Source organism: Thioalkalivibrio sp. ALE21, assembly GCF_003208255.1.
In the GTDB taxonomy this organism is placed as follows: domain Bacteria; phylum Pseudomonadota; class Gammaproteobacteria; order Ectothiorhodospirales; family Ectothiorhodospiraceae; genus Thioalkalivibrio; species Thioalkalivibrio halophilus.
On sequence record NZ_QKMA01000005.1, the window covers coordinates 92,648 to 115,000 of the forward strand.

Annotated in this window: 20 protein-coding genes and 2 rRNA genes (1 of these 22 running past the window's edge); 10 read left to right on the plus strand and 12 right to left on the minus strand. The window is 64.9% G+C overall.

The genetic code is table 11. The features are described 5' to 3' along the window. Positions 1-7: 7 nt before the first annotated feature. Entirely contained in the window at positions 8-1,396 is a 1,389-nt protein-coding gene (ffh, locus tag D893_RS06435) for a signal recognition particle protein (protein WP_018946574.1), read from the minus strand. A 134-nt stretch (positions 1,397-1,530) separates the two neighbouring features. Between ffh and ccsA the strand changes: the two genes are divergently transcribed. The 3 genes from ccsA (at position 1,531) to radA (ending at position 5,042) form a co-directional block, all read left to right on the plus strand. Beyond that, on the plus strand, positions 1,531-2,331 hold the full coding sequence (gene ccsA, locus D893_RS06440) for a cytochrome c biogenesis protein CcsA (RefSeq protein WP_018946575.1): 801 nt from the start codon (positions 1,531-1,533) through the stop codon (positions 2,329-2,331). 79 nt (positions 2,332-2,410) lie between these two features. After that, the gene (locus D893_RS06445; RefSeq protein ID WP_110619393.1) at positions 2,411-3,691 is read left to right on the plus strand and encodes an HlyC/CorC family transporter; all 1,281 of its coding nucleotides are present in this window, start codon (positions 2,411-2,413) and stop codon (positions 3,689-3,691) included. 1 nt (position 3,692) lies between these two features. Beyond that, positions 3,693-5,042, plus strand: a complete 1,350-nt coding sequence (gene radA / locus D893_RS06450; RefSeq protein WP_018946577.1) for a DNA repair protein RadA — start codon at positions 3,693-3,695, stop codon at positions 5,040-5,042. Positions 5,043-5,280: 238 nt separating this feature from the next. Here the strand turns inward: radA and D893_RS06455 are convergent, their stop codons facing one another. The 5 genes from D893_RS06455 to D893_RS06475 all read right to left on the minus strand — a co-directional run bounded on the left by D893_RS06455 (position 5,281) and on the right by D893_RS06475 (position 9,633). Further along, positions 5,281-5,991, minus strand: a complete 711-nt coding sequence (locus D893_RS06455; protein WP_210434086.1) for an endonuclease NucS domain-containing protein — start codon at positions 5,989-5,991, stop codon at positions 5,281-5,283. Between the two features lie 789 nt (positions 5,992-6,780). Continuing rightward, entirely contained in the window at positions 6,781-7,392 is a 612-nt protein-coding gene (locus D893_RS06460) for a DUF3501 family protein (RefSeq protein WP_077244719.1), read from the minus strand. Positions 7,393-7,441: 49 nt separating this feature from the next. Next, on the minus strand, positions 7,442-7,747 hold the full coding sequence (locus D893_RS06465) for an encapsulin-associated ferritin-like protein (protein WP_018946580.1): 306 nt from the start codon (positions 7,745-7,747) through the stop codon (positions 7,442-7,444). 23 nt (positions 7,748-7,770) lie between these two features. Then, complete coding sequence (locus tag D893_RS06470) at positions 7,771-9,123, minus strand: heterodisulfide reductase-related iron-sulfur binding cluster (protein WP_018946581.1); 1,353 nt, start codon at positions 9,121-9,123, stop codon at positions 7,771-7,773. 90 nt (positions 9,124-9,213) lie between these two features. After that, positions 9,214-9,633: a rubrerythrin family protein gene (locus tag D893_RS06475; protein WP_018946582.1), complete on the minus strand. Its 420-nt coding sequence runs from the start codon at positions 9,631-9,633 to the stop codon at positions 9,214-9,216. A gap of 198 nt (positions 9,634-9,831) precedes the next feature. Here D893_RS06475 and xseB point away from each other — a divergent pair, with 198 nt between their 5' ends. From xseB to queD, 4 genes are read left to right on the plus strand one after another with little or no spacing between them, the layout of a single operon-like run. Then, a complete protein-coding gene (gene xseB / locus D893_RS06480) occupies positions 9,832-10,116 on the plus strand; it encodes an exodeoxyribonuclease VII small subunit (protein ID WP_110619395.1) in 285 nt (94 codons plus the stop codon). Beyond that, on the plus strand, positions 10,097-11,035 hold the full coding sequence (ispA, locus tag D893_RS06485) for a (2E,6E)-farnesyl diphosphate synthase (protein WP_110619396.1): 939 nt from the start codon (positions 10,097-10,099) through the stop codon (positions 11,033-11,035). Before xseB ends, ispA begins: the two co-directional genes overlap by 20 nt. Positions 11,036-11,051: 16 nt before the next feature. Next, on the plus strand, positions 11,052-12,962 hold the full coding sequence (dxs, locus tag D893_RS06490; protein ID WP_110619397.1) for a 1-deoxy-D-xylulose-5-phosphate synthase: 1,911 nt from the start codon (positions 11,052-11,054) through the stop codon (positions 12,960-12,962). A 45-nt stretch (positions 12,963-13,007) separates the two neighbouring features. After that, positions 13,008-13,391: a 6-carboxytetrahydropterin synthase QueD gene (gene queD, locus D893_RS06495; RefSeq protein WP_110619398.1), complete on the plus strand. Its 384-nt coding sequence runs from the start codon at positions 13,008-13,010 to the stop codon at positions 13,389-13,391. Between the two features lie 293 nt (positions 13,392-13,684). Here queD and D893_RS06505 read toward each other — a convergent pair whose 3' ends face one another. From D893_RS06505 to D893_RS06515, 3 genes are read right to left on the minus strand one after another with little or no spacing between them, the layout of a single operon-like run. Next, positions 13,685-15,106 carry a PhoH family protein gene (locus tag D893_RS06505; RefSeq protein ID WP_110619399.1) on the minus strand — a complete coding sequence of 474 codons (1,422 nt, stop codon included), beginning with the start codon at positions 15,104-15,106 and terminating at the stop codon, positions 13,685-13,687. A 44-nt stretch (positions 15,107-15,150) separates the two neighbouring features. After that, positions 15,151-15,624 (minus strand): peroxiredoxin, encoded by a 474-nt coding sequence (locus D893_RS06510; RefSeq protein ID WP_110619400.1) that lies wholly within the window; start codon positions 15,622-15,624, stop codon positions 15,151-15,153. A gap of 32 nt (positions 15,625-15,656) precedes the next feature. Beyond that, on the minus strand, positions 15,657-16,211 hold the full coding sequence (locus tag D893_RS06515; protein ID WP_018870622.1) for an ACT domain-containing protein: 555 nt from the start codon (positions 16,209-16,211) through the stop codon (positions 15,657-15,659). Between the two features lie 170 nt (positions 16,212-16,381). Here D893_RS06515 and dapA point away from each other — a divergent pair, with 170 nt between their 5' ends. From dapA to D893_RS06530, 3 genes are read left to right on the plus strand one after another with little or no spacing between them, the layout of a single operon-like run. Then, the gene (dapA, locus tag D893_RS06520; protein ID WP_018946589.1) at positions 16,382-17,260 is read left to right on the plus strand and encodes a 4-hydroxy-tetrahydrodipicolinate synthase; all 879 of its coding nucleotides are present in this window, start codon (positions 16,382-16,384) and stop codon (positions 17,258-17,260) included. A 7-nt stretch (positions 17,261-17,267) separates the two neighbouring features. Then, on the plus strand, positions 17,268-18,446 hold the full coding sequence (bamC, locus tag D893_RS06525) for an outer membrane protein assembly factor BamC (RefSeq protein WP_110619401.1): 1,179 nt from the start codon (positions 17,268-17,270) through the stop codon (positions 18,444-18,446). Between the two features lie 24 nt (positions 18,447-18,470). After that, positions 18,471-19,232, plus strand: coding sequence for an MBL fold metallo-hydrolase (locus D893_RS06530; RefSeq protein ID WP_110619402.1), 762 nt, complete (start codon positions 18,471-18,473; stop codon positions 19,230-19,232). A gap of 28 nt (positions 19,233-19,260) precedes the next feature. Here D893_RS06530 and D893_RS06535 read toward each other — a convergent pair whose 3' ends face one another. The 3 genes from D893_RS06535 to D893_RS06545 form a co-directional block, all read right to left on the minus strand. Continuing rightward, on the minus strand, positions 19,261-19,467 hold the full coding sequence (locus tag D893_RS06535) for a hypothetical protein (protein WP_018946592.1): 207 nt from the start codon (positions 19,465-19,467) through the stop codon (positions 19,261-19,263). 99 nt (positions 19,468-19,566) lie between these two features. After that, positions 19,567-19,682: ribosomal RNA gene (gene rrf / locus D893_RS06540) — 5S ribosomal RNA — on the minus strand. Positions 19,683-19,769: 87 nt separating this feature from the next. After that, positions 19,770-22,353 (minus strand): 23S ribosomal RNA (locus D893_RS06545) (it continues 295 nt past the right edge of the window).

Below are 22,353 nucleotides of genomic sequence, written 5' to 3' on the forward strand. Positions count from 1 at the left end.
CCCGTCGTCAGCGTTTCGGCAGCCCCCCTCCGGGGCCTCCAGGGCCGCCCATGCCGCCCATTTGTCCTCCGAGGGCCCGCATCATTTTCGACGCGCCGCCCTTGGAAAATTTCTTCATCGCCTTGCTCATCTGGGTGTGCTGCTTGAGCAGGCGGTTGACGTCCTGGATCTGGCAGCCGGAACCCGCGGCGATGCGGCGCTTGCGCGACCCCTTGATGATGTCCGGGTGGCGGCGTTCCTCGTCGGTCATCGAGGAGATCACGGCCTGCATGCGCCGGATCTCCTTGTCGCCGGCCTGATTCTTGATCGCCTCCTGCATCTTGCCGCCGCCGGGCAGCTTTTCCAGCATGCTGCCCATGCCGCCCATCTTCTCCATCTGGGCCAGCTGTTCGCGCAGGTCGTTGAGGTCGAAGCCGCGCCCCTTCTTCAGCTTGCGCGTGAGCTTTTCGGCCTTGTCCTGATCCACCTGGCGCGAGGCCTCCTCGACCAGGGAGACCACGTCGCCCTTGCCGAGGATACGGGACGCGATACGTTCCGGATGGAAGGGTTCGAGCCCGTCGGGGCGCTCGCCGGTGCCGATGAACTTGATCGGCACCCCGGTGATCTGCCGCACCGACAGGGCGGCACCCCCGCGGGCATCGCCGTCGGCCTTGGTCAGCACCACGCCGGTCAGCGGCAGGGCATCACCAAACGCGCGCGCGGTGTTGGCCGCGTCCTGCCCGGTCATGGAGTCGACCACGAACAGGGTCTCCACCGGTTCGACCGCTGCGTGCAGGCTCTGCACCTCGGCCATCATGTCCTCGTCGACGTGCAGGCGCCCGGCGGTGTCCACCAGCAGTACGTCGACCCCTTCGCGGCGGGCCCGCTGCACCGCGTCGGTGGCGATGTCGTCGGGCTTCTGCGAGGTGTCGCTGGGGTAGAAGGTCACCTCGACCTGGCCGGCCAGGGTCTCCAGCTGCTGGATCGCGGCGGGGCGGTAGACGTCGCAGCTGACCACGGCCACGCGTTTCTTGTCGCGCTCGCGCAGGAGCTTCGCCAGCTTGCCGATACTGGTGGTCTTGCCCGCACCCTGCAGGCCGGCCACCAGCACCACCGCCGGCGGCTGCGCGGCCAGATTGAGGGAGGCGTTCTCGCCACCCATGGTCGCGACCAGCTCGTCGTGCACGACCTTGATCAGGGCCTGCCCCGGCGTCAGGCTGCCGATGACCTCCTTGCCCAGCGCCTTTTCCTTGACGTCCTTCACGAACTCGCGCACCACCGGCAACGCGACGTCGGCCTCGAGCAGGGCCATACGCACTTCGCGCAGGGCCTCCTGGATGTTGTCCTCGGTCAGGCGCGCCTGACCCTTCAGGCGCTTCATCGTGTCCTGGAGGCGACTGGAAAGGCCGTCGAACATGGGACGTGTCTCCTGCGGATGAAATCGGCGGGGAGCGGCCCGCATCGAATCCGACATTATACCCGTGACCGGGGGTCTCCTGCAGCGCGCGGTAACGAAGTGCATTCGCGGGCGCGACAAGAGATAATCCGCGCATGATCACGATCGCCGGAACCATCGCCGTTTTTCTGTACCTGATCGCGCTGGGCTACCTGGCCCTGGGCATACGCGACCGACCGCTGGCCGCCGGGCAGCCACGCGGACCGCTGGCAGTGTGGCTGCTGGCGCTGATCGCCCACGTGGTGGCGCTGGTGCCGGCGGTTGTCACCGGCACGGGCTGGAACCTGTGCCTGGGCAATGCGCTGTCGGCGTCGATGTGGCTGGTGGCGGCCCTGCTGTGGGTCACCGCCCTGCGTCACCCGCTGGCCAGTCTCGGGATGGTGGTCCTGCCACTGACCCTGCTGGCCGCGCTGACCGCGCTGCTGTGCGACGGCGACGCCCGCTACGCGACCTCGGCCGGCATCGCGGTGCACGTACTGTTTTCCGCCCTGGGCTGGGCTTTTCTTGCACTATCCACCGCGCAGGCTGCGGTGATGACCGCCCAGCACCGCGCCCTGCACGATCACCACACGCGCGGGATCGTGCGCTACCTGCCGCCGCTGTTCTCCATGGAGCTGTGGCTGTTCCGCATGATCTTCATCGGCTGGCTGTTCCTCGGGCTCAGCCTGATCTCGGGCTTCATCTTCGTCGACGACCTGTTCGCCCAGGACCTGGTGCACAAGTCGGTGCTGTCGATCCTGGCCTGGCTCATCTTCTCGGTGCTGCTGCTGGGGCGCTGGCGGCTGGGCTGGCGCGGATCGCGCGCGCTGGCCTGGACCACCGGCGGCTTCGTCGCGCTGGTGCTGGCCTACTTCGGTACCAAGCTGGTGCTGGAGGTCATCCTCGGGCGCGTCTGAGCCCCTGCCCCGGCGCTTGACAGCCTCGCGGGGCTTGCCTGAAATGGAGCCAGCCCACCCCTGACCGCAGGTCGCCCCGTTGCAAGAAATCCCGCTGTCCGTCCTGTTCGGCGCGCTGGTCGTGCTGTTCCTGCTGTCGGCCTTCTTCTCCGGGTCGGAGACGGCACTGATGGCGCTGAACCGCTACCGCATGCGGCATCGCGCCCAGACCGGGCACCGCGGGGCGGCGGATGCCGCACACCTTCTGGAACAACCGGACCGGCTGATCGGGCTGATCCTGCTGGGCAACAACTTCGTCAACATCCTGATCGCCCAGATCGCCACCATCATCGGCTGGCGGCTGTTCGGGGACACCGGCGTGGCGATCGCCACCGGCGTGCTGACCCTGACCCTGCTGATCTTCGCCGAGACCGCGCCCAAGACCCTGGCGGCCCTGCACAGCGAGCGGGTCGCCTACCCCGCGGCACGAATCTACCGCATCCTGATGCGGGTGCTGTGGCCGGTGGTATGGCTCATCAACCTGCTGGCCAACAATTTCCTGCGGCTGTTCGGGGTGCCGGTGGATGCCCGCCAGCGCTCGGCCCTCAATGCGGACGAGCTGCGCAGCGTGGTCTCCGAGGCGGGCTCGCTGATCCCTCCGAACCACCGCCGCATGCTGCTCAACCTGCTGGATCTGGAGCGGGCCACGGTCGAGGACATCATGATCCCGCGTAACGAGATCGTGGTGCTGGACCTGACCGAGCCGTGGAACGAGGTCCTGGATCAGCTGCTGCACGGCAGTTTCACACGGCTGCCGGTGGTGGAGGGCGAGCTGGACCGAGTGCTGGGCTTTCTTCACCTGCGCGACGTCCTGCCGCTGATCGAGCGTGACGAATTCGGCCCCGAGGCGCTGCGCCAGGTGGTGACGGCACCCTGTTTCATTCCCGAAGGGACGCCGCTGAACCGCCAGCTGATCAACTTCCAGCAGCAGCGTCGCCGGATCGGGCTGGTAGTGGATGAATATGGTGACATCCAGGGCCTGATCACCCTGGAGGACCTGCTGGAGGACATCGTCGGCGAATTCACCACCGACTCGCCAACCATGAGCGACGATATCCTGTTCCAGGAAGACGGCGCGGCGATGGTCGACGGCGGCATCCACCTGCGCGAGCTCAACCGGCTGCTGGCCCTGGATCTGCCACTGGACGGCCCGCGCACCCTCAGCGGCCTGATCGTGGAGCACCTGGAGAGCATCCCGGAAGCCCCGGTCAGCGTGCGCATCAACGGCGTGGTGATGGACATCGTACAGATCAAGAACAACACCATCCGCACCGTGCGCATCCCGCCCGAACACCACAGCCCGACCACCCCGGAAGACTGACATGGCCCGCAGCAAGACCCAGTACATCTGCCGCGCCTGCGGCGCGACCTCGCCCAAATGGGCCGGCCAGTGCGGGGAATGCGGCGCCTGGAACACCCTCGAGGAGGCCGCGCCGGTCGCCTCCGCCGGGCCGCGCGGCGGCGGCTATGCCGGCGAGAGCGCACGCATCACCCGGCTGGGCGAGGTCGAGACGGGCGAGCTGCCGCGCACCTCCACCGGGATCTCCGAACTCGACCGCGCGCTGGGCGGCGGCCTGGTCACCGGCTCGGTGATCCTGATCGGGGGCGATCCCGGCATCGGCAAGTCGACCCTGCTGCTGCAGACCCTGGCCGCCCTGCCGGCGGAGCAGACCCTGTATGTGACCGGCGAGGAGTCGGCCCAGCAGGTGAGCATGCGCGGGCAGCGCCTGGGGCTGGAAGTGGACGGCCTGCGCCTGCTGACCGAGACCCAGGTCGAAAACATCATCGCCACCTGCGAAAGCGAACGCCCCGGGGTGCTGGTGATCGACTCGATCCAGACCCTGTTCACCGCGGCCTCGCAGTCGGCCCCGGGCTCGGTCAGCCAGGTGCGCGATGCCGCCGCGGCGCTGGTGCGGCTCGCCAAGCAGCGCGGCATCACCGTGATCCTGGTCGGCCACGTGACCAAGGACGGGCAGCTGGCCGGCCCGCGCATCCTCGAACACATGGTCGACACCGTGCTGTACTTCGAGGGCGATCCGGACGGGCGCTACCGCATGCTGCGGGCGGTCAAGAACCGCTTCGGCGCGGTCAACGAGCTGGGCGTGTTCGCGATGCTGGAGACCGGCCTCAAACCGGTCTCCAACCCCTCGGCGATCTTCCTGTCACGCCACGAGAACCCGGTGCCCGGCAGCGTAGTGATGGTCACCCGCGAAGGTACGCGCCCGCTGCTGGTGGAGGTCCAGGCCCTGGTCGCCGAGAGCCACGCCTCGCAGCCGCGACGCATCACCGTGGGCCTGGAGCAGAACCGCCTGACCATGCTGCTGGCGGTGCTGCACCGCCATGGCGGCGTCGCCCTGTTCGACCAGGACGTGTTCATCAACGTGGTCGGCGGCGTACGCGTGACCGAAACCGCCGCCGACCTGCCGATGCTGGCCGCCGCACTCTCCAGCCTGCGGGACCGGCCCCTGCCGCAGGAACTGCTGGCCTTCGGCGAGGTGGGCCTGGCAGGCGAGATCCGCCCGGTCCCCAACGGCGAGGAACGCCTGCGCGAGGCCGCCAAGCACGGCTACACCCGCGCCATCGCCCCCGCCGCCAACGCCCCGCGCAAGCCAATCAAGGGCATGGAGGTAGTCGCCGTCTCACGCCTGGGCGAGGTCCTCGACGCGCTGTAGTCGAGCCCGGGCCGCCTCCCGTGCAGTGCCTACCCCCGGCCCCACCGCTGGTGGATCTTGTGGCGCCGCAAGCCTCCCACCCCTTCCACCTTCGCCCGATCATGTGCCTGATGTGTGCAGCGATGTCGGTTCATGAGCCGCTAACGCCAATGTTCAGCGGCCGGTTTGGAGTGCAACGGAAAACCGGTCCGGTGGAGGCCCGCCAGGGCCGGAACGAACTGCAACTACTTGTTGGGCATCATGCCTTCAGACCGGAAATTGGCCTAATGGATACCTCTAGTTCGTACTCAGCTAAGGCTACGTCCGGCAACCCGGCGCAGGCCAAGCGCAGATCTTCACTGATATTTTTTGCGACGATCACGCCTCTGACATTCTGGCCTTCATCTGCTTGGTTCATCTTGATCCAGTTTATGTATCTTAGAATCTGACCAACAACTCGATCATAGCCCTTCGAGACTTTCAGCTCGATGACGACGTAATCTCCAGATGCATCAACCGCGAGCAGATCGATGAATCGACCGCCCACAGGAAACTCAACGCCGGTTATACCCTCATCGGTGTACAAAGTGAGGCCTGATTCGAGAAGGTGAAGATTCCTCGCCAAGAAATCCCGAAGGTCATGTTCATAAGCGAACTCGCCAGTCCCCTCTGCTGACGATTCAACTGGTTCCTCCGGAACAGGGGTAGACTCGGAGATTGGCGTGGGGTCGCGGCCTGGTTCGTAGAGGCGAAACGTACTGCTGTCGATCTTGAAGAAGTGATCATCCGAACCGTCAGCTCGCACACTGTATTGCAGTCTCGTGGGAACATTGGTGGAGAGCCGCACCAGATGGGCAGCAACTGTTCCTTGCTTGATCTTTGGATAATTCTCGGCAAACCACTGAACCACTTGTTCCCGCGTAAAGGTATCCCCGGGAGATATCCCCAAAGCCGGAATCATTTCCTGCATCAGAATTCGAACTGGCTTGTCATACATCGCTGGCACTATGTGCCCCCCTATGGTGCCCAACAGTAGATTAGACAGAATCTGTTATATTGGTAATATACAGAGTCTGTATATCACCTGAACCTCACCGCACCGCCCCCTCTCTCTGGTGGCTTCTGCTCCGACAGTTTAGCCACGATCGGATCATGGCTAAACCGGGAGGTGAGCTGGTGGCGACAGGAGGACGTGGCGGAAGCGGACGCTGTTTGGGAGAGAGGCACCGGAACGTGCTTGTTTTCAGGGGGTTAAACTCATGGTCTCCCACCGGTAAGCGGTCCGGGTGGACCGGTTTATCACCGCACTCCCCGCGCGTTGCCTGACGAAACTCGGGGGGAGGACATTGCTCAGCACCGGAACCAGCGCGGGGCAGAAATCGTCGGGACAGGGTTGGCAGTTCGGACAGCCCAGCGATGCTATACGGATTCCTTATAACGTCGTGAACCCAGAATGGATGGCACCGTCCGACTCGGAGTTCTGGCGAGGTTCGGCACGCGCGCTCGAGGTGCAGCATGCCACCCAGGCCGGGCGTTTGCGGCGGTTTCGTCGGACGATCAGGCCCAAGGGATCGGTGGAATGCGGCTACCGCCGCTCATCTGCAAGCACCTTCGAGTCGGCGCAACGGCGGGAGGCCCGGGTAAATCCCTGAAACCCCGGGGCGAGCCGGAACCTGCCGGACCGCGGATCCACGTGGCCTGCACACAAAAAAGGCGCCCGGAGGCGCCTTTTTCACTGCTGCGTGCGGGAATCCGCGCGTCAGTTCACGGCGTCGAGATCCGCCGCCAGCGATTCGCGCATGCCCTCGGGCACGGCGTCCACGCGGTGGTTGTAGTTCTCGTGCTCCACGCCGGCGGCGATGGCCGCGCCGGACTTGACCGCCGACACCATCGCCGGCGTCAGCTCGAAGCGCAGGAAGTGCACCGACGAGGTCTTGTCTTCGGTCTCGCGGTCGAGGTCTTCATTGGCGATCGGGTAGACCTTGTCGTGGCCTTCCACCTGCACCCAGGTCGCACGCTCGATGCCGATCAGCTTCGACAGCTGCACCTTGCGCTCGTCCGCGTCGGGGAATTCGACCATCATGGTCGCCTTCCAGTTGGAGCCGTCCGGGATCAGCGGGTTGTAGGCACCCAGTTCGTCCTCGATGCCCTCGCGGTCGAAGATCTTCTCGACCCGCAGCATCTCCTGGACCTGGTACTGCATGGTCATGCGGTCTTCGAAGTGCAGGGTGACCGCAGGACCGATCTGCAGCACGCGGTGGCGCTTGTGCTCCATCACGTCGCGGCGGAATTTGGGCCGTACCTCGGAATACTGTTCCAGGGAATACAGGTCGTCACGGCTGAGCTTGTCCACGTTTTCCTCCGTTACCATGTTCTCACCTCCTCGAGCACCGGGAGCCACATCACCCGCGCGGGGGGCATCAGTGGTCGTGATGCTGGCTTTTGTCGGTGTAGTCCTTGTCGGACCAGAGATTGTCTTTGAGTTCGCGATCGAACACCGGGTTCCGGCGCCGGATCCATTCCAGCACCATCGCGGCATGTTCGATCTCCTCGTCGCGGTTGTGCGCGAGGATCGCCTTCAGTTCGTCGTCCTTGCAGGCGTCGATGCGCTGCTGATACCAGTCCACCGCCTCGAGCTCTTCCATCAGCGAGGAAATGGCGCGGTGCATCTCGCGCGATTCGTCGCTCAGTTCCGCAACGGGTTCGTGATAGCTGTCGCTGGCCATGAAGACTCCCCTCCTTAGTGTCGTTACAGGCCGTAGGCCTGGCGCAGCAGGGTCAGCGGGTGCTCGGGTGCCTTGTCCTCGCCCTTGCCCTGCAGTCCGTTCTCGATCATGTGTCCGGCCATCGGGCAGTCACTGGAGAAGTGGTCCGCCTCGGCCTTCTGCACCCGGTTCACCACGGGCCGGCAGATCTTGCTGGCCGTCTCGTAGAATTCGCTCTTCACGCCATAGGTACCGTCATGCCCGGAACAGCGCTCGACGGTCTCGATCTCGGTGTCCGGCACCAGCTTGAGCAGATCGCGGGTCTTCAGGCCCATGTTCTGCACGCGCAGATGGCAGGCGGCGTGATAGGCGATCTTGCCCAGCTTTTCCGGGAAGTCGGTGTTCAGCTTGCCGTCCTTGTGGCGCTCCATCAGGTACTCGAACGGGTCGAAGATGCGATCGCGTACCGTGGCCACGTCCTGCTCGTCGGGGAACATCAGCGGCAGTTCCTGCTTGTACATCAGCACGCAGGACGGGACCGGGGCGACGATGTCGTAGCCCTGGTCGATCATCTTCTTCATCGCGGGGATGTTCGCGTCCTTGGAGGCCTCCACGGACTCCAGATCGCCCAGCTCGAGCTTGGGCATGCCGCAGCACTGCTCCTTCTCGACCAGCGTGACCTCGATGCCGTTGTGTTCGAAGACCTTGACCAGATCCTCGACCAGGTGCGGCTCGTTGTAGTTGCCGTAGCAGGTGGCATACAGCGCGACCCGGCCCTGAGTGGTGCCGGCCGGCTCCGGGTTGCTCACCCCGCCGGCCACCTTCGCCACGCGCGAACGGCCCTTGTTCGAGTGATACTCGGGCACCGGGGCGTCCGGGTGCACACCGACGGTCTTGTCCAGCAGCTTGCGCACCGTTGCGTTCTTGTTGGCCGCGTTGACCGCGCCGGCCACCACCGGAATGCCCGCCAGCTTGCCCACCGTGTCGGTACTGGAGAGCAGTTTGTGCGAGGTCTTCGCACCCTCGTTCTGGAACCGGAATGCCTTGGCCCGCAGCATCAGGTGCGGGAAATCCACGTTCCACTCGTGCGGCGGGACGTAGGGGCACTTGGTCAGGTAGCACAGGTCGCACAGGTAGCAGTGATCCACCACCTGCCAGAAATCTTTCTTGTCGACCCCGTCGACTTCCATGGTCTCGGATTCGTCGACCAGATCGAACAGCGTGGGGAATGAATGACACAGACTGACGCAGCGCCGGCAGCCGTGGCAGATGTCGAAGACGCGCTCGAGCTCGCTGAACAACGATTCCTCGTTGTAGAACTCGGGGTTCTTCCAGTCCAGTGGATGGCGGGTCGGGGCTTCGAGACTGCCTTCACGTTGATGGGTCGGCGCAGACATTCATCCCTCCGGATGTTCTGATTGTTCTGTTCTTGCAGACAAGACGGGGCCGGCTGAACCGGCCCCGCTGCGGGACACGAGCCGCGACGATCAGTCGTCCAGCTGGTCCAGCGCCTTCTGGAAGCGGTTGGCGTGGGACCGCTCCGCCTTGGCCAGGGTTTCGAACCAGTCGGCGACTTCGTCGAAGCCCTCGTCACGCGCGGTCTTGGCCATGCCCGGGTACATGTCGGTGTACTCGTGGGTCTCGCCGGCGACCGCCGTCTTCAGGTTCGCGTCGGTGGAACCGAACTCCAGGCCGGTGGCCGGATCGCCGCAGCTCTCGAGATACTCGAGGTGGCCGTGGGCGTGGCCGGTTTCACCTTCGGCGGTGGAACGGAACACGGTGGCGACGTCGTTGTAGCCTTCCACGTCCGCCTTGGAAGCGAAGTACAGATAGCGACGGTTCGCCATCGATTCGCCGGCAAACGCTTCCTTCAGGGCTTCTTCGGTCTTGCTGCCTTTCAGATCCATGATGTCTCTCCTTCTTCGTATGGGTTCTACACAGACACAACGAGCGAGTGTCGCATCGAGTGCAGAGGGTGATTTAGACTCTGTCTAAACCGTATCGCAAATGTATGCCCTGCCCCCGGCCCTGTCAACCTGCCCCCTCGTGCTTTTCACGCACGCGCGGATCCGGTACTTTGGCCGTTTTTGCAGCCGACAATCGCCATGTCCGACGAGACTCCCGATCCCGCACCCGGAACCCCGGCCGACTTCGAAGCCAGCCTGGAGGCCCTGGAGACCCTGGTGGCCCGCATGGAGTCGGGCGAGCTGGGTCTGGAACAGTCGCTGGAAGAGTTCCAGCAGGGCATGCAGCTGGTCGATCGCTGCCAGCGGGCCCTCGACGAGGCCCAGCGGCGCATGGAAGCCCTGACCACCGAAACCTCCGGCAACCCGGAAGCCGCCAGCGGGACCCCGCCCGCGACGGATGACGATGCCCCGGTGCCCTTCTGATCCGGACCCGCGGACGCCCGACGTGACAGCCACCACCTCGCCCGAACAGGCCATCCCCGCGTATCAGGAACGCATCGAGGGGGTCCTGGACCGAGCCCTCGATCCGGCCGGCGCGCCCGACGCCCGTCTGATCGAGGCGATGCGCTATGCCACGCTCTCCGGCGGCAAGCGCCTGCGCCCGCTGCTGGTGTATGCCACCGGCGAGGCCCTGGGGGCCCCGCAGGACGCGCTGGATGCCGCAGCCGCGGCGGTGGAGATGATCCACGTCTACTCGCTCATCCACGACGACCTTCCGGCGATGGATGACGACGATCTGCGGCGCGGGCGCCCGACCTGTCATCGGGCCTACGACGAAGCCACCGCGATCCTCGCCGGCGATGCCCTGCAGGCGCAGGCCTTTGTCACGCTGTCGAGCGGGACGGCGGCACTGCCGGCCGGGCGCGCCCCGGTCATGCTGCAGGAACTGGCCCGCGCCGCCGGCCTGCAGGGCATGGCCGGGGGCCAGGCCATCGATCTGGGAGCCTGCGGCGGGCGCCTGGACCTGCCGGGTCTGGAGGGCATGCACCGGCTGAAAACCGGCGCCCTGATCCGCGCCTCGGTTCGCCTGGGCGGGCTGGCCGGCGGCGCCGACGACGCCCTGCTGGCGCGCCTGACCGACTACGCCGAATGCATCGGCCTGGCCTTCCAGATCCGCGACGACATCCTGGACGTCGAGGGTGATCCGGAGACCCTGGGCAAGGCCTGCGGAGCGGATGCGCGCCTGGACAAGTCGACCTTCCCCGCGCTGATGGGCCTGGAAGCCTCGCGCGAACGCGCGGTGGCGCTGGTCGACCAGGCACTCGAGGCGCTGCAACCCCTGGATGCGGAGGCCGATTTGCTTCGCCATCTCGCGCGTTACATTGTCGACCGCATCCACTGAGCCGGTGCCCTCCGCGATGCAAGCCACCCCCCTCCTCGATGCCATCGAGTGGCCTTCCGATCTGCGCGCCCGGCCGGGCGCCGAACTGCCGGAGATTGCCCGGGAGCTGCGCACCTTCCTGATCGACAGTGTCTCGCGCACCGGCGGACATCTGGCCGCCAACCTCGGGACGGTGGAACTGGCGATCGCCCTGCACTACGCCTTTGATACCCCGGACGACCGGATCGTCTGGGACGTGGGGCACCAGGCCTATGCGCACAAGATCCTGACCGGGCGGCGCGAGGCCATGGCGACCCTGCGCCAGCACGGCGGGCTGGCGGGCTTCCCCAAGCGCGCGGAGAGCGAATACGACGCCTTCGGCGCCGGGCATTCCAGCACCTCCATCAGCGCCGCCGCGGGCATGGCCCTGGCCGCCCGCCACGCAGGCCTCGACCGGCGCCACGTGGCGGTGATCGGCGACGGCGCGATGACCGCCGGGATGGCCTTCGAGGCGCTCAACCACATCGGCGAGCTGGACTGCAACCTGCTGGTCATCCTCAACGACAACGACATGTCCATCTCGCCCAACGTGGGCGCGATGAACCAGTACTTCACCCGGCTGCTGTCGGGGCGCCTGTACAGTTCGATGCGCGAGGGCTCCAAGCGCATGCTGGAGTTCGTGCCGCCGATGAAGGCGTTCGCCCAGCGCGCCGAGGAGCACATGAAGGGCATGCTGGTGCCCGGCACGCTGTTCGAAGAGCTCGGTTTTCGCTACTTCGGGCCGGTCGACGGTCACGATGTCAGCGGTCTGGCCGGCATCCTCAAGAACCTGCGCGGCGGACACGGACCGCAGCTGCTGCACGTGGTCACCCGCAAGGGCCAGGGCTATGCCCCGGCCGAAGAGGACCCCTGCCGCTATCACGGCGTGTCCAAGTTCGAACCGGAGAACGGCCTCACCCCCTCCGGCCCGAAGGCACCGACCTACACCGATGTCTTCAGCCAGTGGCTGTGCGACCAGGCGGCGGCCGACGAGCGCCTGCTGGGCATCACCCCGGCGATGCGCGAGGGCTCGGGCCTGGTCGCCTTCTCCGAACAGTACCCGCAGCGCTACTTCGACGTCGGCATCGCCGAGCAGCACGCAGTGACCCTGGCGGCCGGCATGGCCTGCGAGGGCCAGCACCCGGTGGTCGCGATCTACTCGACCTTCCTGCAGCGGGCCATGGACCAGGTCATCCATGATGTCGCCCTGCAGGATCTGCCGGTGCTGTTCGCCATCGACCGGGCCGGCATCGTCGGCGCCGACGGCCCCACCCATGCCGGTACCTTCGACATCGCCCTGCTGCGCAGCGTACCCAACCTGCTGCTGATGGCCCCGGCCGACGAGGCCGAATGCCGCCGCATGCTGGCGACCGGCTTTGCCTGGAACGGTCCGGCCGCGGTGCGCTATCCGCGCGGCAGCGGCCCGGGTACGGAGCCGGGCGACCGTCTGGATCCGCTGCCGGTGGGCGAGGCCGAGATCCGTCGCGAGGCGGGCGCGGACGGTGCGGGGGAACGCATCGCCATCCTGTCCTTCGGCGCCCTGCTGGATACGGCGCTGGAGGCCGGCGAAGCCCTGGATGCGACGGTCGTCAACATGCGCTTCGTCAAGCCGCTGGATACCGCCTGCCTGGCCCGCCTGGCGGCGGAACACGACCGCCTGGTGACGCTGGAGGATCATGCCCGCGCCGGCGGCGCCGGCAGCGCGGTCCTGGAGTGGCTGTCGGCGGAGGGGCTGGACATCCCCTGCCAGACCCTCGGCATCCCCGACCGCTTCACCGAACACGGGCCGCGCGAGACCATCCTCGCCGAATGCGGTCTCGATACCGCCGGCGTGCTGGCAGCGATTCGCCACGCGGCCGGGCAGGAGAATTGCGCCGCACCGGGCGGCCGGCTAGGCTTTGCAGGCTGACAGCCATCTCCCGGCCCGCCGGCCGACCGCTTCCGGAATCCGAACATGAGTGCCCGCTATACCCTGCGCGTCCTGACCGACTTCGCCTCCGCGCACACCCTGCGCGATTACCCGGGGCAGTGCGCGAACATGCACGGCCACAACTGGAAGGTGGAAGCCGAGGTCGAGGCCGAAACCCTGGACGACACCGGAATGGCGGTGGATTTCAAGGTGGTCAAGAGCGCCGCACGCGAGATCGCCGGGCAGCTGGATCATCGTTACCTCAACGACGTGCCGCCGTTCGACACCGTCAATCCCACCGCGGAGAACATCGCCCGCTGGTTCTTCCGCGAGTTGGCGGAACGCCTGAACCGCCCCGGGCTGCGCGTCAGCACCCTGACCCTGTGGGAGACCGACCGCGCCTGCGTGCGCTACAGCGAGGACGGCTAGACCCCCACCCGCTCCACCCGCGCCCCGCCATTGCGGGGGGCCGCAGGGGGCCGGGCTCAGGTTATCGCCCGCATCGTCATCGCGACGGGTTATCGCCCGCATCGTCATCGCGACGGGTTATCGCCTGCATCGTCATCGCGAGGAGCGAAGCGACGTGGCGATCTCCGTCCGGGACCATCTGAGCCCGTATCTGACTCGGCGCCAGCTTCGGAAGGTTGCCGCGTTGCCTGCGGCTCCTCGCAATGACGGGGCCGGATTTTCCTTCGCGGTTGTTGCAGCGCGACCTGCGCCACCTACAGGTTGTTGGAAGCGTAATCCGCCAGCCGCGAGCGCTCGCCGCGGGTGAGCGTGATGTGTCCGCTGTGCGTCCATTCACGGAAGCGGTCCACCACATAGGTCAGCCCCGAGGTGGTCTCGGTGAGGTACGGGGTATCGATCTGCGCGATGTTGCCCAGCGCGACGATCTTGGTCCCCGGCCCGGCACGGGTGATCAGCGTCTTCATCTGCTTGCTGGTGAGGTTCTGCGCCTCGTCCAGGATGATGTAGCGGCTGAGGAAGGTACGCCCGCGCATGAAGTTGAGCGAGCGAATCTTGATGCGGCTGGTCAGGATGTCCCCGCTGGCCGCCCGGCCCCATTCCCCGGCCCCTTCGGTGTTGCCGCCGAGGACCTCGAGATTGTCCATCAGGGCCCCCATCCAGGGGGTCATCTTCTCCTCTTCGGTACCCGGCAGGAAGCCGATGTCCTCGCCCACCGGCACCGTCACCCGAGTCATGATGATTTCCTTGTAGGTCCCGTCCTCGAGCGTCTGCGCCAGGCCGGCCGCCAGGGTCAGCAGGGTCTTGCCCGTCCCCGCCGCTCCCACCAGCGAGACGAAATCGACCTCCGGATCCATCAGCAGGTTCAGCGCCAGGTTCTGCTCGCGGTTGCGGGCATTGATGCCCCAGACGGTGTGCCGGGGATTCATGTAGTCGTCCACCAGCTCGATCACGGCGCTCTCGGCCGGCCGATCCACCTCCAGCACGATGGCACTCAGGGGCTGCTCGCCCTCGCGATAGACGAACTGGTTGGGATGCCATTCCGCAACCAGCGGCCCCTTCACCCGGTAATAGGTCCGGCCGGCCTCCTGCCAGGAATCCATCGCCGCGCCGTGGGTGTCCCAGAAGTCCCCGGGCAGCTCCTGCATCCCCGAGTACAACAGAGAAACGTCATCCAGCACCTGGTCGTTGTGATAATCCTCCGCATGCAGGCCGATCACCGCAGCCTTGATGCGCAGGTTGATGTCCTTGGACACCAGGGTCACCCGGACATCCGGGAGCTCTTCTTCCAGCGCCTGCGCGGTGCTGAGGATATCGTTGTCGGCCGAAGAGCCCGGCAGCGACTCGGGCAAATGCGAATTCAGGCTGCGGGTCTGGAAAAACAGCCGGCCATGGCCGCCGAGATCCGAGTCCTCCAGCGACGTCGCGGTCAGCGAAAGCCCGGCGACAATCGCCTCGTGGGTAGCCCCGGTCATCAGCTCGTCGATGAACCGGCTCACCTGACGCACGTTGCGCGCCACCTCGGAGATCCCCTTCTTGCCCCGGTCCAGCTCTTCCAGGACCACCATCGGCAGGAAGATGTCGTGTTCCTTGAAACGGAACAGCGCGGTGGGGTCGTGCATCAGGACGTTGGTGTCCAGCACGAACAGATGACGGCCGGGTTCGCGGTCTTCGATCATCGGGCCTCCGGGGCGCAGGGGCAGGGGCAGAAACGCGCTCGATGTCAGCCCGAGAGTTCACGCACCGCGGCGAGCACCTCGTCCACGTGGCCGGGGACTTTCACCTTGCGCCATTCCCGGCGCAGCACGCCGTCCGCGTCGATCAGGAACGTGGAGCGCTCGATGCCGCGCACCTGCTTGCCGTACATGTTCTTCATGCCAATGACGTCGAAGGCCTCGCACAGGCGCTCGTCCGCATCGCTGAGCAGGTCGAACGGCAGCTCCTGCTTGCTGCGGAAATTCTCGTGGCTCTTCACGCTGTCGCGCGAGCAGCCGAGGATCACCGCCCCCGCTGCCTCGACATCGGCCAGGCGCTCGGCAAAGTCACGGCTCTCGTTGGTACACCCCGGCGTGTTGTCCTTGGGGTAGAAATACAGGACCACCGTGCGCCCGCGGAAATCCTCCAGCGCCAGCTCCTGGTCGCCGGTGGCCGGCAGGCGGATATCGGCAGGTACGGGCTGATCGATCGCAACCGTCATTCTCGTGTCTCCGGTCGGGGACGGGGCGGCATTCAGGCCTTGATCGGCTCCAGCACCCCGTCGAGATTGAGTTCGTCGCAGAAGTCCATGAATTCGCCCCGCAGCGTCGCCAGATGCTGCGCGGCCGGGATGTCGATCACGATGTTCGCCGCGAACATGCGGGCGCCTGTCTGCTGCGCCGTGTAGACGCGACTTTGTACATCCCGCAGGTTGACGCCCCGCGTGGCGAAGAAGTTCGCCAGGCCGTGCAGCAGCCCCGGGGCATCCAGGGCGATGACGTCCACGGCATAGGCCATGGCGGCCTCTCCGGCCTCCTCCAGCGGCCCGCGACGCGCGGTCACCACCAGCCCGCTCTCGCGTTCCAGACGTTCCAGCCGCCCTTCCAGGGTCGCCAGGGTCTTCCAGTTTCCGCTGGCGGTCACCGCCATGCAGGCGTAGCCGGAAAGCACCACCATGCGACTGGCTTCCAGATTGCAACCGGATTCGGCAACGTGCTGGGTCACCTGAGTCACCAGGCCCGGCCGGTCCGGCCCCAGCAGACTCAGCACCAGCTCGGTGTGCGTACCGGCCCCGACGACCTCAGCCACGGGCCCGGCCTCCTGCAACCGGCGAGCAGGATGGCGAACGGCAATGGCGCATCGCGTGGATCATGATGCCGGAACATATCACCTCCCCGGGTACAGGCCAACGCGGCGCTTTCTTGAATGCCCTGTCAGTCCCCCGTTAGACTGCACCATTACTTGTCCTGGAGGGGGCGATGTTTCAAGGCAGCATGGTCGCGCTCGCGACCCCGATGCACGCCGATGGCAGCCTGGACTGGCCAGCGCTGGATCGGCTGCTGGAATTCCATGTCGAGTCGGGTACCGACGCCATCGTCGCCGTGGGCACCACCGGCGAATCGGCCACCCTCGATTTCGACGAACACTGCGAGGCCATCGCGCACGTCGTGCGCACCATCGATGGCCGCCTCCCGGTCATTGCCGGAACCGGAGCCAACTCCACCCGCGAGGCCATCGCCCTGACCCGGTGCGCGAAGGAAGCCGGTGCCGATGCCTGCCTGCTGGTCGCCCCCTACTACAACAAGCCGACCCAGGAAGGTCTGTATCTGCATCACAAGACCATCGCCGAGGCGGTGGACATCCCGCAGATCCTGTACAACGTGCCCGGCCGGACGGCGGTCGACATCCTGCCCGAAACCGTCGAGCGCCTCGCCGGGGTGCCCAACATCGTCGGCATCAAGGAGGCGACCGGCAGCAACGAGCGCACTGCCGAGCTGGTCGAACGCGTCGGGAGCCGCCTGGACCTGTTCAGCGGCGAGGATGCCAACGGACTTGCCTTCATGCTGGCCGGCGGCCACGGCGTCATCTCGGTCACGGCGAACGTCGCGCCGCGTCTGATGTCGGAGATGTGCCGGGCAGTACGCGAAGGCGATGCCGAACGAGCCCGCGAGATCAACCGCCAGCTGGACGGGCTGCACTCGGCCCTGTTCCTGGAAGCCAACCCGATCCCGGTCAAATGGGCGCTGCAGCAGATGGGCATGATGGAAGAAGGCATCCGCCTCCCGCTGACACCGCTTTCGGCTCCGTTTCACGCCCCGGTTCTGGACGCCATGCGCCAGGCCGGCATCGAGGTATGAACCGTTCATGACCCGTTTTTCGTCCTTTTCCGCTCGTACTACCGTACGCGCTTACCTGCCCGCGGCGCTGCCGCTGGCCGTCGCCCTTGCCCTGGGTACCGCCGGCTGCGCCGGTACCGATGACGGTGGCCCTGTTTATCAGGAATCCCGTCAGGCCCCTGACCTCGAGGTTCCGCCCGAGCTCAGCGCCCCCGACAGCCGCGACGGCTACCGCGTCCCCGACGCGCCGGGAGAACGCGTCAGCGCCCGCGAGATGCAGCAGCCCGATACCCGACAGACCGGCACACCCGGCGGAACGGGCGCCCTGGCGCCGCGAGCCGGCGAGGTCCAGGTCCTGCCCGAAGACAGCGATGTACAGATCTGGCGTGACGGCGATACGCGCTGGCTGACGGTCGATACCGACCCGGACGACCTGTGGAATCGCCTGGCCGCGTTCTGGGACAGCCAGAACCTGCCGCTGGAACGCAACGAACCGGAAGTCGGCATCATGGAAACCCAGTGGGCCGAAGACCGCGCCGGTATCCCGTTCAGCGGCACCCGCGGTTTCATCGCCCGGACCATTGGCGGTCTCTACGATTCGAACACCCGTGACCGGTACCGCCTGCGCGTCGAACGCGAGGACGACGGTCGCACCGCGGTCTACATCACCCATCGCGGGGCCGAAGAACAGCCCGTGGGCGAAGAACGCTTCCTCTGGGTTTCCCGCCCCTCCGATCCGGAGCTGGAGGCGGAAATGCTCAATCGCCTGCGCCTGTTCCTGCTCACCGGCGACCCCGGCGAAGGCGGTCAGCGCGCCGACGAATCGGAGGTCCAGCGGGTGCCGGGCGCACGCATCGAGAATGTCGGCGACGAACTGGTTCTTCGCTTTGACAGCGACGCGGACCAGGTATGGCGGCACCTCGGCACCCGCCTCGACCGTTCCGGCCTCCTCGTCGACGAACGCGACCGCCGCAGCGGGGTGCACGAAGTCACCTATCGCCCGGACAGCGCCGACGAAGACGAAGGTGGCTTCTTCAGCCGCCTGTTCGGTCGCGGTGACCGCCGCGCAGACACGCGCTACCGGATCGAACTCTCCGCGGACAACGGCCAGTCCCTCCTGCGTGCACGGGACATCGACGGCGAACCGCTGGACGAGGACGACACCCGGTTCCTCCTCGAAAAGATCGAGGAAGGCTTTCGCCGCTGACCGCCGAGCACCGGCACTGTCGGCATGCTTCGATACTGTTCCCTTGGAAGCGGAAGCGGCGGAAACGCACTGGTCGTGCGCGCCCGCCACACCTGCATCATGATCGACTGCGGCTTCTCCGCTCAGGAGGCCGAACGTCGGCTCGCGCGCGCAGGCCTGCAGCCCAACCAGCTGAACGCAATCCTCATCACGCACGAGCACGGTGACCATATCGGGGCTACCGGCGCGTTCTCCCGACGCCACGGGATCCCCGTATACGCTTCCCACGGCACCATCCGTGCCGCCCGTGACAATCGCTTCCCCAGCACCCTGGAAATCACCAGCGACTCGCCGATCGAGATCCGCGACCTGCGGGTGATTCCGTTCACCGTCCCGCATGACTCGCGGGAACCCACGCAGTTCACGTTGTCCGATGGCGACCGCGAGCTGGCACTAATGACCGATGCCGGCCATGTCACGCCCCACATGGTCGAGATCGCCGCCCGGGCCGACGGCCTCCTGCTCGAATGCAACCACGAGCCGGATATGCTCCAGGCCGGCCCGTACCCCGAGCGTCTCAAGGAGCGCATTCGCGGAGGATGGGGCCACCTCCCCAATCACGCGGCGCGTGACCTGCTCCGGCGGGCCGACAACCGAAAGCTGCGCTCCCTGATCGGGATGCACCTGTCCAGCGACAACAACCATCCCGACCACGCCCGGAAAGCGCTTGCAGAGGGCGTCGGCGCCGCCGCAGCCGAAATGGAACTTGCCACCCAGGAAGAAGGGTTCCGCTGGCGCGAGCTCTAGGGAGCCGCAGCCCGCTGGCTGCCGATGGCTACTTTCGCGATTCGCGCAGGAAATACAGCCCGCCAAGGATCATCACTACGCCCACCACCGTCGCGAACCACCCACCAAACCCGCCATCCTCACGGGGAGCGATCGGCGAGAAATGGACCTGCTGCCCCAGCAGCGCATACGCCCCCACGGCAATAAGCACCAGGCCCACGATCACCAGCCCACCATCCGTCCGCTTGTTCGCCACCGCATACCTCCCGCCGGCCGTCCGGCGTCTCACGACCACAAAAACAGGCACAAAAAAAGCCCGACCCCTCGCAAGAGGAATCGGGCTTTCGGTGTAAATGCCTGGCGGTGACCTACTCTCACGAGGGGAGGCCCCTAACTACCATCGGCGCAGAGCAGTTTCACTTCCGAGTTCGGGATGGGATCGGGTGGTTCCTGCTCGCTATAGCCGCCAGGCAAACTGGCTGGACAGCGCTCACTGTCCAAATTCGGAATGCAACTAGGTGATGTGTCAGAAGAGACCAACAACCATTTGGGTGTTATATGGTCAAGCCGCACGGGCAATTAGTACTGGTTAGCTTCACGCGTTACCGCGCTTCCACACCCAGCCTATCAACGTTGTCGTCTTCAACGGCCCTTCAGGGAGCTCGAAGCTCCAGGGAGATCTCATCTCCAGGTGGGTTTCCCGCTTAGATGCTTTCAGCGGTTATCCCTTCCGCACTTAGCTACCCGGCAATGCCACTGGCGTGACAACCGGAACACCAGAGGTGCGTCCATCCCGGTCCTCTCGTACTAGGGACAGATCCTGTCAAATCTCCGACGCCCACGGCAGATAGGGACCGAACTGTCTCACGACGTTCTAAACCCAGCTCGCGTACCACTTTAAATGGCGAACAGCCATACCCTTGGGACCTGCTTCAGCCCCAGGATGTGATGAGCCGACATCGAGGTGCCAAACACTGCCGTCGATATGGACTCTTGGGCAGTATCAGCCTGTTATCCCCGGAGTACCTTTTATCCGTTGAGCGATGGCCCTTCCATACAGAACCACCGGATCACTAAGACCTGCTTTCGCACCTGCTCGACGTGTCTGTCTCGCAGTCAAGCACCCTTATGCCTTTGCACTCGTCGCGCGATTTCCGACCGCGCTGAGGGTACCTTCGCACTCCTCCGTTACTCTTTGGGAGGAGACCGCCCCAGTCAAACTACCCACCACACACGGTCCTCGACCCGGATAACGGGCCTGAGTTAGAACTCCAAACTTGCAAGGGTGGTATTTCAAGGATGGCTCCACCGAGACTGGCGTCCCGGTTTCAAAGCCTCCCACCTATCCTACACAAACAAGCTCAAAGTTCAGTGTGAAGCTGTAGTAAAGGTTCACGGGGTCTTTCCGTCTGGCCGCGGGTACACAGCATCTTCACTGCGATTTCAATTTCACTGAGTCTCGGGTGGAGACAGCGCCGCCATCGTTACGCCATTCGTGCAGGTCGGAACTTACCCGACAAGGAATTTCGCTACCTTAGGACCGTTATAGTTACGGCCGCCGTTTACCGGGGCTTCGATCAAGGGCTTCGCCGAAGCTAACCCCATCAATTAACCTTCCGGCACCGGGCAGGCGTCACACCCTATACGTCCTCTTTCGAGTTAGCAGAGTGCTGTGTTTTTAGTAAACAGTCGCAGCGGCCTGGTCTCTGCGACCTCGAACAGCTCGGGGAGCGAGTCCCGTCACCATCCGAGGCGTACCTTCTCCCGAAGTTACGGTACCATTTTGCCTAGTTCCTTCACCCGAGTTTCCTCAAGCGCCTTGGGATTCTCACCCTGCCCACCTGTGTCGGTTTGGAGTACGGTCTCACGTTAACTGAAGCTTAGAGGCTTTTCCTGGAAGCAGGGCATCAGTGACTTCGCTCCCTTGGGAGCTCGTCATCACATCTCAGGATATGTACCCCCGGATTTGCCTAGGAGTACTCCCTACATGCTTGAACCGGGCACCAACAGCCGGATCACTTAGCCTTCTCCGTCCCCCCATCGCATTAACGCGAGGTACAGGAATATTAACCTGTTTCCCATCGACTACGCATTTCTGCCTCGCCTTAGGGGCCGACTAACCCTGCGCCGATTAACGTTGCGCAGGAAACCTTGGGCTTTCGGCGGATGGGTTTTTCACCCATCTTATCGTTACTCATGTCAGCATTCGCACTTCTGATACCTCCAGCATGCCTCTCGACACACCTTCGCAGGCTTACAGAACGCTCCTCTACCACCTGCAAAGCAGGTCCGCAGCTTCGGTACATGGCTTTAGCCCCGTTAAATCTTCCGCGCAGGCCGACTCGACCAGTGAGCTATTACGCTTTCTTTAAAGGATGGCTGCTTCTAAGCCAACCTCCTGGCTGTCTCTGCCTTCCCACATCGTTTCCCACTGAGCCATGATTTGGGGACCTTAGCTGGCGGTCTGGGTTGTTTCCCTTTCCACGACGGACGTTAGCACCCGCCGTGTGTCTCCCATGCTCGCACTTTCCGGTATTCGGAGTTTGCAATGGTTTGGTAAGCCGGGATGGCCCCCTAGCCATAACAGTGCTCTACCCCCGGAAGTGATACATGAGGCGCTACCTAAATAGCTTTCGAGGAGAACCAGCTATCTCCGAGCTTGATTAGCCTTTCACTCCGATCCACAGCTCATCCCCTAATTTTTCAACATTAGTGGGTTCGGGCCTCCAGTGGGTGTTACCCCACCTTCACCCTGGCCATGGATAGATCGCCCGGTTTCGGGTCTACTTCCAGCGACTGAGCGCCCTATTAAGACTCGGTTTCCCTATGGCTCCCCTTATCGGTTAACCTTGCCACTGAAAGTAAGTCGCTGACCCATTATACAAAAGGTACGCGGTCACCCCCGAAGGGGCTCCCACTGCTTGTACGCACACGGTTTCAGGTTCTATTTCACTCCCCTCTCCGGGGTTCTTTTCGCCTTTCCCTCACGGTACTGGTTCACTATCGGTCGGTAGGGAGTATTTAGCCTTGGAGGATGGTCCCCCCATGTTCAGACAGGGTTTCACGTGCCCCGCCCTACTCGATTTCACGGTGCATGATCTTTCGCTTACGGGGCTATCACCCACTTTGGCCGGCCTTTCCA

Bases quoted from the DNA above. Each gene is read 5' to 3' on its own strand.
- ffh (WP_018946574.1), bottom strand. From the start codon at position 1,396: ATGTTCGACGGCCTTTCCAGTCGCCTCCAGGACACGATGAAGCGCCTG.
- ccsA (WP_018946575.1), top strand. From the start codon at position 1,531: ATGATCACGATCGCCGGAACCATCGCCGTTTTTCTGTACCTGATCGCG.
- radA (WP_018946577.1), top strand. From the start codon at position 3,693: ATGGCCCGCAGCAAGACCCAGTACATCTGCCGCGCCTGCGGCGCGACC.
- D893_RS06455 (WP_210434086.1), bottom strand. From the start codon at position 5,991: ATGCAGGAAATGATTCCGGCTTTGGGGATATCTCCCGGGGATACCTTT.
- D893_RS06460 (WP_077244719.1), bottom strand. From the start codon at position 7,392: ATGGTAACGGAGGAAAACGTGGACAAGCTCAGCCGTGACGACCTGTAT.
- D893_RS06465 (WP_018946580.1), bottom strand. From the start codon at position 7,747: ATGGCCAGCGACAGCTATCACGAACCCGTTGCGGAACTGAGCGACGAA.
- D893_RS06470 (WP_018946581.1), bottom strand. From the start codon at position 9,123: ATGTCTGCGCCGACCCATCAACGTGAAGGCAGTCTCGAAGCCCCGACC.
- D893_RS06475 (WP_018946582.1), bottom strand. From the start codon at position 9,633: ATGGATCTGAAAGGCAGCAAGACCGAAGAAGCCCTGAAGGAAGCGTTT.
- xseB (WP_110619395.1), top strand. From the start codon at position 9,832: ATGTCCGACGAGACTCCCGATCCCGCACCCGGAACCCCGGCCGACTTC.
- ispA (WP_110619396.1), top strand. From the start codon at position 10,097: ATGCCCCGGTGCCCTTCTGATCCGGACCCGCGGACGCCCGACGTGACA.
- dxs (WP_110619397.1), top strand. From the start codon at position 11,052: ATGCAAGCCACCCCCCTCCTCGATGCCATCGAGTGGCCTTCCGATCTG.
- queD (WP_110619398.1), top strand. From the start codon at position 13,008: ATGAGTGCCCGCTATACCCTGCGCGTCCTGACCGACTTCGCCTCCGCG.
- D893_RS06505 (WP_110619399.1), bottom strand. From the start codon at position 15,106: ATGATCGAAGACCGCGAACCCGGCCGTCATCTGTTCGTGCTGGACACC.
- D893_RS06510 (WP_110619400.1), bottom strand. From the start codon at position 15,624: ATGACGGTTGCGATCGATCAGCCCGTACCTGCCGATATCCGCCTGCCG.
- dapA (WP_018946589.1), top strand. From the start codon at position 16,382: ATGTTTCAAGGCAGCATGGTCGCGCTCGCGACCCCGATGCACGCCGAT.
- bamC (WP_110619401.1), top strand. From the start codon at position 17,268: ATGACCCGTTTTTCGTCCTTTTCCGCTCGTACTACCGTACGCGCTTAC.
- D893_RS06530 (WP_110619402.1), top strand. From the start codon at position 18,471: ATGCTTCGATACTGTTCCCTTGGAAGCGGAAGCGGCGGAAACGCACTG.